4 protein-coding genes and 1 pseudogene are annotated in these 8,827 nt (G+C 45.0%); 1 reads left to right on the top strand and 4 read right to left on the bottom strand.

Translation table 11 applies throughout. The features are described from left to right. Positions 1-136 precede the first annotated feature (136 nt). Positions 137-286: pseudogene (locus KV40_RS33695) on the top strand (IS1 family transposase); the annotation flags it as partial. Between the two features lie 66 nt (positions 287-352). On the opposite strand, the gene KV40_RS24935 reads toward KV40_RS33695, so the two are convergent. The 4 genes from KV40_RS24935 to KV40_RS24920 all read right to left on the bottom strand — a co-directional run bounded on the left by KV40_RS24935 (position 353) and on the right by KV40_RS24920 (position 8,673). Further along, the gene (locus tag KV40_RS24935; protein WP_052055937.1) at positions 353-961 is read right to left on the bottom strand and encodes an AraC family transcriptional regulator; all 609 of its coding nucleotides are present in this window, start codon (positions 959-961) and stop codon (positions 353-355) included. A gap of 36 nt (positions 962-997) precedes the next feature. After that, positions 998-1,555 carry a thioredoxin domain-containing protein gene (locus KV40_RS24930; protein ID WP_036487042.1) on the bottom strand — a complete coding sequence of 186 codons (558 nt, stop codon included), beginning with the start codon at positions 1,553-1,555 and terminating at the stop codon, positions 998-1,000. Positions 1,556-1,772: 217 nt separating this feature from the next. Continuing rightward, entirely contained in the window at positions 1,773-2,402 is a 630-nt protein-coding gene (locus KV40_RS24925) for a response regulator transcription factor (RefSeq protein ID WP_036487041.1), read from the bottom strand. Positions 2,403-2,406: 4 nt separating this feature from the next. Next, entirely contained in the window at positions 2,407-8,673 is a 6,267-nt protein-coding gene (locus tag KV40_RS24920) for an AAA family ATPase (RefSeq protein ID WP_036487040.1), read from the bottom strand. Between the last annotated feature and the right edge of the window lie 154 nt (positions 8,674-8,827).

Here is an 8,827-nt window from a genome sequence, read left to right as displayed (position 1 = left end):
TTGGAAAGGCGATGCCCTCCAGGGCATGGCGTTTGCGCGTAACAGAGCCTAGTGGCTCAAGCAAGCCCTGCTTGCGGGCAGCTTTGCTGCCGTCTTACGCCTAAGCGACTTCGAGCTTTGCTCGTGCGGAACGCGCACCAAGACAATTGAGAGAAAGCATTTAGCTTTGAGAACCAGAATTAAAAGATTACAAAGGAAATCTATCTGTTTCTCTAAAATAGTTCAGATGCACGATTTAGTAATTGGTTTGTATATCAATAAGTATGAATTTGAGAGAGAAATCTAGCTGCTTCAACATTATTACTACATTACCACAACTGTAGAGCAGTTAAACTCTTCCCCAATTAGATTCTTATGGTGAAAGGCGAATTTGCTTTGGTGTTACTCCAGTCAATCGCCTAAACTGTTGCGTCAAGTGGCTTTGGCTGGAAAAACCAACTTGTAGGGCGATGTCTGCGATCGCCAAATTTGTTTTCTTTAACATCATTTTCGCCCGTTCCACTCGCTGTTGAATCACATACTGATGCGGCGAAGTTCCTATGGTCTGTTTAAATAAACTAGCAAAGTAAGTTGGGTTGATATTAATAATGCTCGCCAGTTCAGCCAGCGATAAATTTCGGTCGAGGTGAGTATGAATGTAATCGATTACCTGATGCAAGTAGCTGTAAGTTGAGTTCTTATTTTCAGGCGCAACAATTTGTACACCCTTAGAATAGTGGGGTAACAAATGAATCACTAACGCTTGAGACGACGATTCAACATGCAATTTTTCCATCATACCAGCTGAGCGCAACTCAGCTAGCAGCATGGCGATATGCTGAAGCTGCAAGTCTTGCTTGGCAAAATAGTTCACCAGATTAAGTCGTTCTGAATCCATTTCAGCCGTTTCAGCAACTTGTTTGACTAGACTGGGCTGCAGGTGAATGTGTAGTTCTGTCATAAAATTACTATCAATTGTCATTGGAATTCTCCTTTTACTAAACATTTCTCGATTGATTTAATTGGCAAGATTGCTTAGAGCAGCCATTAACCGTGTTCTGTTGTAGCGATCGCTGTAGCGAATGCCGTTGATAAATAAAGTTGGGGTTGCTGTTACACCACTCTGCATTCCGCTTTCGATATCTTCATTGATACGATCGACATGCACTTGTTTAGATAACTCTTTAAGAAATTGAGGAATGTCAAGCCCTAAATCATTGGCGTACTCGACAAGATAACCATTCTCCAACTTTTGTTGATGGGCAAATAAAGTATCGTGCATTAACCAAAACTGTCCTTGGGCAGCGGCGGCCTCGGCAGCTTGGGCTGCCCGTTTAGCATTAGGATGAATTTGTGTTTGCGGAAAATGGCGGAAGATGAAGCATAAATAATCCTCCCCTGAGAAAGCACTAAGCTCTCGTTCAATCCCTTTAATCAGCTTGTAAACATCTGCACTTCTGAAATCTTGATAATCTCCATACATCACCAGCACGACCTTGGCACTTAGCACACCTTGCATCCAGTCTTGGGTTGAAGGTGGCACAAGTAAGGAACTGCGGTTACGCTCGTCGTTCATCTTTTTACATCTGCATCAAACACAGAACCTTGTAATTAACTTGCTCAATCCATTTACTCCCGTACGATTTACATAAATTTAATATAGGTAATTTACTTTTAGTTGTCGTCTACAGTGAGTTAAAATTTTTACACTGTAATTTGATGGAGCAGCCGCTTCTTCTTAAAATAGAAGGTAGGCTCTAACTCAAGTTAGAATCCGATTTCAATCAAAAGATCTACAAACAGACAATGCCGCGTTTAACGGCAACAATCACAGCTTGGGTGCGATCGCTCACATCTAATTTATTCAAAATCCGATTAACATGAGATTTAACCGTGCCTTCACTAATACTCAAAGCTGCCGCAATCTCGGCATTACTCATCCCCTGAGCCAGTGAGCGGAGTACTTCTAGTTCTCTTTCACTCAGTTCTGGATTACTGAGGCGCTCTGCCAACTTTGCTCCTACATTAGGCGGAATATACTGCTGCCCCCGATGAACGGTGCGAATAGCATTTAGAAGCTCGTCAGGTTCAGTTTCTTTTAACAGGTATCCTTTTGCGCCTGCCTGCAATCCCCGATAGATATCTTCATCGCTATCATATGTTGTCAGTACAATAATCCGAGCAGATTTAGCGGCAGCACGAATGGCACCGATGGCGGCAACTCCTTCTACTTCAGGCATTCGCAGATCCATGAGCGTGACATCCGGTTGGTGTTCCTCAAATAGCGCGATCGCTTGTTCCCCATTTTCAGCTTGGGCAATCACCTGCATCTCTGGGTTACGGTTAATAATCGTGGCTAATCCTTGTCGAAAAATGGCATGATCGTCCGCAATCAGAACTCGAATGGTTGTGGTTTGGCTCATTGCGCTACTCCCGATTGACGGTGACAATAATCTCTGTTCCTTGTCCAGGTTGACTCCTAATCGTGAGTTGTGCGCCGATGCGCTCTGCCCGTTCGCTCATGCCGAGTAAGCCAAAACCCTCCGAGCAGGGAATACTCCCAACTCCAAAGCCCTGACCATTGTCTTTCACCCGCAAGCAAAATCGCTCGCGATCGTAGAGCAGATCCACACGAATTTCGTCAGCATTGGCATGTCTAATCGCATTGGTTAAGGCTTCCTGCCCAATCCGCAGTAGGTTACTCTCTACTTCAGTCGGTAGAGCATACATTGCCCCCTCGATCTCATAGTATAAAGTGGCATCCAATGCGGCAGTTCTGATTTGAGCGATAAGACGATGAAGAGCACTCTGTAAATTGCCCTCCTCCAAAAGCTGAGGACGGAGCGCGACGACCGATCGCCGCGCTTCAGTCAGTCCAGTTCGCGCCAGTTCTTTGATCAGGTCTAGATGTGCTTGAGTTGCTTCTAAATCATCCGTTAGTACCTGGTTTGCCGCTCCTACTTGAGCCAGAATGCCTGTAAACGCCTGAGCAAGGGTATCGTGAATTTCGCGTGCCATGCGGTTACGCTCTTCTAAAATCGAGGCTGCTTCTGCTTGCTTTTGCGCCGTAATATCTCGCGTTAGCCAAATCACCCGGTCGTGATTGATTGGGGCAATGCGAGCCGAAAACCAGGCTTCTCGTCCATTTAGAAAGGCACTGTACTCGACCGTGAGGATTTGTTGGGTTCTCAGCACCTGCTGAATATAACTTAGAAATTCATCGGCTTGTTCCTTTCCGAGTTGGTGCATGGTTTTACCAATCATCTCCTCAAAGGGGTGCCATAGTAGATTTGGTTCCTGTGCGATTATTTCAAGGAATTGCCCTTCAGCAGTCAGTACAAATAATGGATCGGGAATTGCCTCAATTAGAGTCCGTAGCTTTGACTCTGAGGCTTGTAAGGCTACTTGTGCTTGTTTGCGTTCGTGTAGCGCAGTTTGCTGTTCGCTAATATCTGCAACCACTCCTTCTACACATTCATCAGCAACATTCAGACGAGAAGAGAAAAGTCCCCAAAGCAATGTTCCATCTCGTTTTCGTATCTGGACTTCAAAGCTTCGCACTTCCCCATCCCGCTTCATCATCTCAATGGCTTGTTGGCGAACGTTGGGATTTACATAGTAGTTTACAGTATGCTCAAACCCAATCATTTCATCGGGTGAATCAAAGCCAAACAGATCGGCAAAGCGTTGATTGGCTTCGAGAATTAATCCATCAGAGAGGCGAGTGCGGTAGATGCCAACCTGCGAGTTTTCAAAGATAGTTCGGAACTTGGCTTCGCTTCGTTGTAATGCAGCAGTTCGTTCTGCGACCTGTTGCTCTAAAGTGCAGTTGTAGTCAGCTAGGAGTTTCTCGGCTTGTTTGCGCTCTGTAATGTCCTGAAAGGTAGCGATCGCATAAGTGATATTGCCCTGGCGATCGAAAACGGGTGTTCCCCGTGCCTCAAGTAGAATTGAGACACGATCTCGACGAATTTCTATATCTTCAGTCCTAGTGCGTTCGCCCCTTAATGCCCGCACAGCAGGCAAGCTCTCCGCTGGATAGATTCGATCCGTTCCTGCTACATAAAGTTGATAAGCCTCTGAGATCTGCTCCGGTGCTATAGAAGTATCAGTTTCTTTGCCCAGGAGTTGATTGCCGCATTGGTTGGCATAGTAAGGGCAACCCGCCGCATCCACGATCCCAATACCCACCGGAATCGCTTCGAGGAACTGGGCGATCTTGCTTTCCTTAGCCTGCAGTTCTGAGTAAAGCTTGGCATTTTCGATGGCGATCGCTGCTTGAGTTGACAATAGCTGCAAGACCTGCGATCGCTCTGGTGTAAATACTCCGATTGCTAACCGATTTTCTAAATACAATATACCGACCAGCTTGGCTTGATTCAGCAGTGGCAAACAGAAAATAGATTGAGGCTGGTTCTGTTGAATGTATGGCTCATTAATAAAAGTACCTTCACGAGTTGCATCATTTAAGGCGACAGGTTTCAGAGTCCGAATCACATATTGAATGATTGATTCTGGCAGTCGATCGGCAATTGGAATAGACTGTAACACCTGAGTCGCGCAAGCATTCTCATCGGCATTGAGTTCACAAGCCGCTTCAATTGACCATTCTCCTGAGTTTTCTAAAATCAAATATCCGATTTGTGCGCCAGCATTCTCAATTAAAATTTGCATCAGCGATCGCAGCAATTGCTTCAGTTCAATTTCACGAGAAATCGCCTGTGAAGCTTTCATTACTGCTGCTAAATCGAAATCAGTATGGAAGGGATTAGAGATAGTTTCAGCAGTAACAGGAATTGATGTGGAAGCGGCTCTAGACGACTGAAAAAAGAACTGTGGATAGCGTTTTTCTAAGTCTTTAACTTTAGCAGTTGCGCCCCAGCGATCGTAGCAATAGTGCGCTTCTTTTATGTATGTTTGAGCAATTTTTTCGCGACCTCGCGCTAGATAATGTTTAGCCGCTAACTCATAAGCTAATGCTTCTTCCTGGATATACTCAGTTTCAGCAGCACCTGCGATCGCTCGTTCGTAAAGTTCCTCAGCCTTAAAGAATTGCCCTAAGACTCGCGCTTTCTCTGCTTCGACTAAATGAGATTTATGTAGATAATTCATTGGGGCATGACTCGCCCATTTTTGCATCTTTTCTTGGTTGGTGTTAACACAGTTTAGCCAAGCGGCTTTTTCAGAGTTTGAAGCATCGAGCGATAGACTCAAAAGCGCCAGAGAATGATAAAAACAGAATACAGGTAAAAGCTTTACTGCCGACGCTTCTTCAAAATGTCGCCTTGCCAAAATAGCAGTCTGTACAGCTTGATGGTGTTCTCCAAATAGATAACACAACATGACTTTGTGCAAATAGAGTATTTGAATTGCAATTCCATCTTTAACTGCAATAGCGTGTGGTAACGCCTCCTCTTCATTAAAAACCCGACCAACTAAGCGGCTGGAATTCTCAGCCCTATCTAACAAATTAAGAGTGGTCTGCCACACTATCGCAATCCAAGTCGAGGGGCTTTCCCGTCTGATTCGAGCAACCGCTTTGCTGTAGGTTGCCATTTTCTGTTCCAGTTGGGTGAGTTCCTCACCGACAAAAAACGAGTGGTGGCACACGGTATATGCAACATAACTAGCGATTTCAAAGTCTCCGGCTTCCACTCCTTCTTGATAAGCCTCAACTAGCAGTGGTATCGTCTCCCTAAGATGTACTTTCCATTGCATAACATGGTAACTAAATATGTGTAATGCTTTAACCTTGCCTTTTTTGGTATTCAATCGTTCCGCCAAGCTAAGAGCCAATTGACCAAATTTATAGCCGAGTTCAATGTCTCGAACAACTCCACATAGAACAAACCCGTAGCCAGCACAGCCCAGTGGTGACCAGGTAGCATTGCCGTAGTTGATTGATAAATTCACCATTTTGCAAGCAATCAGTATCACAAGTGCTGGTGATGCTATGAATGCAGCAGACCCTATATTCGCTAGGATTGACATTGCTGCTAGCGGTTCTGGTGCAGTCATCTCTGGTAAATTAATCAAGTCTTCAATTTCTCGTTCAGCAAGTAGTACCGACGTTGACTCCAATCCGCCTAGAACATCTAACTCACTTTGATCTTCTGGTAAAATCACTCCTAGGAGCTTCAGCGCCTCCAAGCCAATTTTGAGTGCTTCTTTCAGGTTGCCCTGTGACAAATATCTTTGAATGCTGCTATCGTAAACTTGAACTTTGTCAACCACTGTTTTGGCACGACCGAGTACCACTTCCACCAACTGTTCCATCTCATCAAAGCAACCCTTGAGATACGCCGCTTCTGCTGCTTCTGAGTACAGCGCTAAGGTGAGATCGTACTCACTCTGCCAACTCTCTGAATTAAAGAGTTGAATCCCTGTAGTAAAATACTTAAAAGCTGCTTCATAAGCCGTTGCTGCCTTTGCTTTCTGACCTGCCATTAAATTCAATCTAGCAATTTCAGTTTGTTCCGATCGAGTAGTGACTAGCTCAAGTCCTTGATTGAGATGATCGATGATTTCAAACAACCGATCGGACCGTTGCTCTGGTGAAGTTTTTTCGAGCAAATTGTGACCGATTTGGAGATGAACAACCTGTTTCTGCGATTCATCAATCAAAGCATAAGCCGCTTGCTGAACGCGATCGTGCAGAAACTTATATTCTTGAACCAACAAGTCTTCGTCCAAGTCAGACAGAGGTTGAATTAATCCTGCTTGGATCGCTGCTAATAAATCCTGAAAAATTGCTTTCGGCGATTTTTCGCAAACGATCGCCAATGTCTCTAAATCAAATTCAGCCCCAGTACAAGCGGCGATGGAGAGAACTTGCTGTGTTGCTTCCGACAACTTCTGCAACTGACGCAGCAGCAACTCCACCACATTATCGGTGATATCTTGAGCTTCAATCTCAGCTAGGTTCCACTGCCAACTCAACTGTTGGGCATCAAAGGTTAACAAGTTTTCGCTATGCAGCAGCTTCAAAAATTCACCAACAAAGAAAGGATTTCCCTCGGTTTTCCGCAACACGACTTGGGCTAAGGAACGAACGGTATCACGATTGCGATGTAATGTCTCAGCCACCAGTTGAGTCAACGGTTCCAGCGTTAAGGGAGCCAGGGTGATTTCCTGAAGTACTGCTCCCTGGTTTCGCATGCTCTCTAGTGTTAAGACCAATGGATGCATTGGAGTCAGTTTGTTATCTCGGTAGGCTCCGATCAAAAACAGATACTGAATCTGCTCATCAAGCAAGATGAGTTCGATTAGCTTCAACGTCGCAGAGTCGATCCACTGCAGATCGTCTAAAAAAATGACCAGGGGATGCTCTTTTGTACAAAACGCCCGCACAAATCTTTGAAACGTGAGATTGAAGCGATTTTGTGCTTCTGTTGCTCCAACTTCGGGCACAGGTGGTTGCTTGCCAATGATTAACTCAACTTCGGGGATGACATCAATGATGATTTGTCCATTGCTGCCCAGAGCACTGAGTAAACGCGATCGCCATACTTCCACCTGTTCATTGGGTTCGCCCAATAGTTGCAGCACTAATTTTTGCAGAGCATCGACGATCGCGCTGTAGGGAATATTGCGCCGAAATTGGTCAAATTTACCCCAGATAAAATAGCCGTGCTTTGCGGCGATCGGTTTAAAGAGTTCCTGTACCAATGCTGTTTTGCCAACGCCAGCGTAACCAGAGACCAGCATCATTTCACGGACTGCCTTACTCTCTGCCACCCTGTCAAACGCCACCCATAATGCTGCAATCTCCGCTTCTCGCCCATACAGTTTTTGAGGAATGCGGAACTGCTCGGAAACATCTTGCAGTCCCAACGACATAGCGTTAATCTGCCCCATTTCTGCCAGTTGTTGGGCACAGCGCTCTAGATCTGCTTTGATGCCCCAGGCACTTTGATAACGATCCTCTGCATTTTTTGCCATCAGTTTCAAAATCAGGTTTGAAACAGGTTGGGGAATCGTAGCATTCAATTCATGCGGGGGAATCGGCGGTGTAGCAATGTGACAGTGAACTAGTTCCAGGAGATCGCTGGTGGGAAACGGCAATTGTCCCGTCAACAGTTCGTAGAAGGTTGCACCCAATGAATAAAAGTCGGTGCGATAGTCGAGCATCCGGTTCATTCGCCCGGTTTGCTCTGGCGACAAATAGGCGGGGGTTCCTTCTAGAAGATAGAGATTTTTGAATGTGGGATTGGTGCGACTGAAGCGAGTGGCAATGCCAAAATCAATGATTTTGACAACGCCAGTCCCCGGATTAAAGACAATATTGCCAGGATTAATATCTTTATGGATGACATGAGCCGCATGGATTTTGCCTAGAGTATCAGTAATGGCGCTCGCCAGCTCTAGAAACGTTGATAAAAGCATGGGGCAGAAATCATATTTCTGCCCTATCCAGTACTCTAAAGATTCCCCACCAAAATCTTCTAGAAAGATGACGAGCGATCGCTCATAATCCTGCTGGCTGTAAGCTTTTACTACACCTTCAATATTAAGAGAACAGGTAATTTCATATTCTTGTCGATAACGAGTTAATTCTTGAATAGAAGGATAATTCTGCTTGAGAACTTTAGCAACTACTGCACAATTATCTTGCTCTCTAACCCCCCGATACAATAGAGAAGTCGGACTCTCATAGATTTTGCTGTGAATGGCGACTCCGGGTAGGGCAATCACATTAAACTCTCTTTCAGTGAAGTATTGTCAACCTTTTCCCACAGTATATTATATCATTTGCCCCACATCTTGCATCTCTATTAATAGACGTTCAAATTGCTGCAAAAGTATCGTAGTCATAGCCAAATGTAGTCCTTACAAAACAGTGGATGTC

It is taken from the genome of Myxosarcina sp. GI1, assembly GCF_000756305.1.
Taxonomy (GTDB): Bacteria; Cyanobacteriota; Cyanobacteriia; order Cyanobacteriales; family Xenococcaceae; genus Myxosarcina.
Note: the sequence above shows the minus strand (reverse complement) of the source record. Positions and strands in the feature narration are given on the sequence as shown.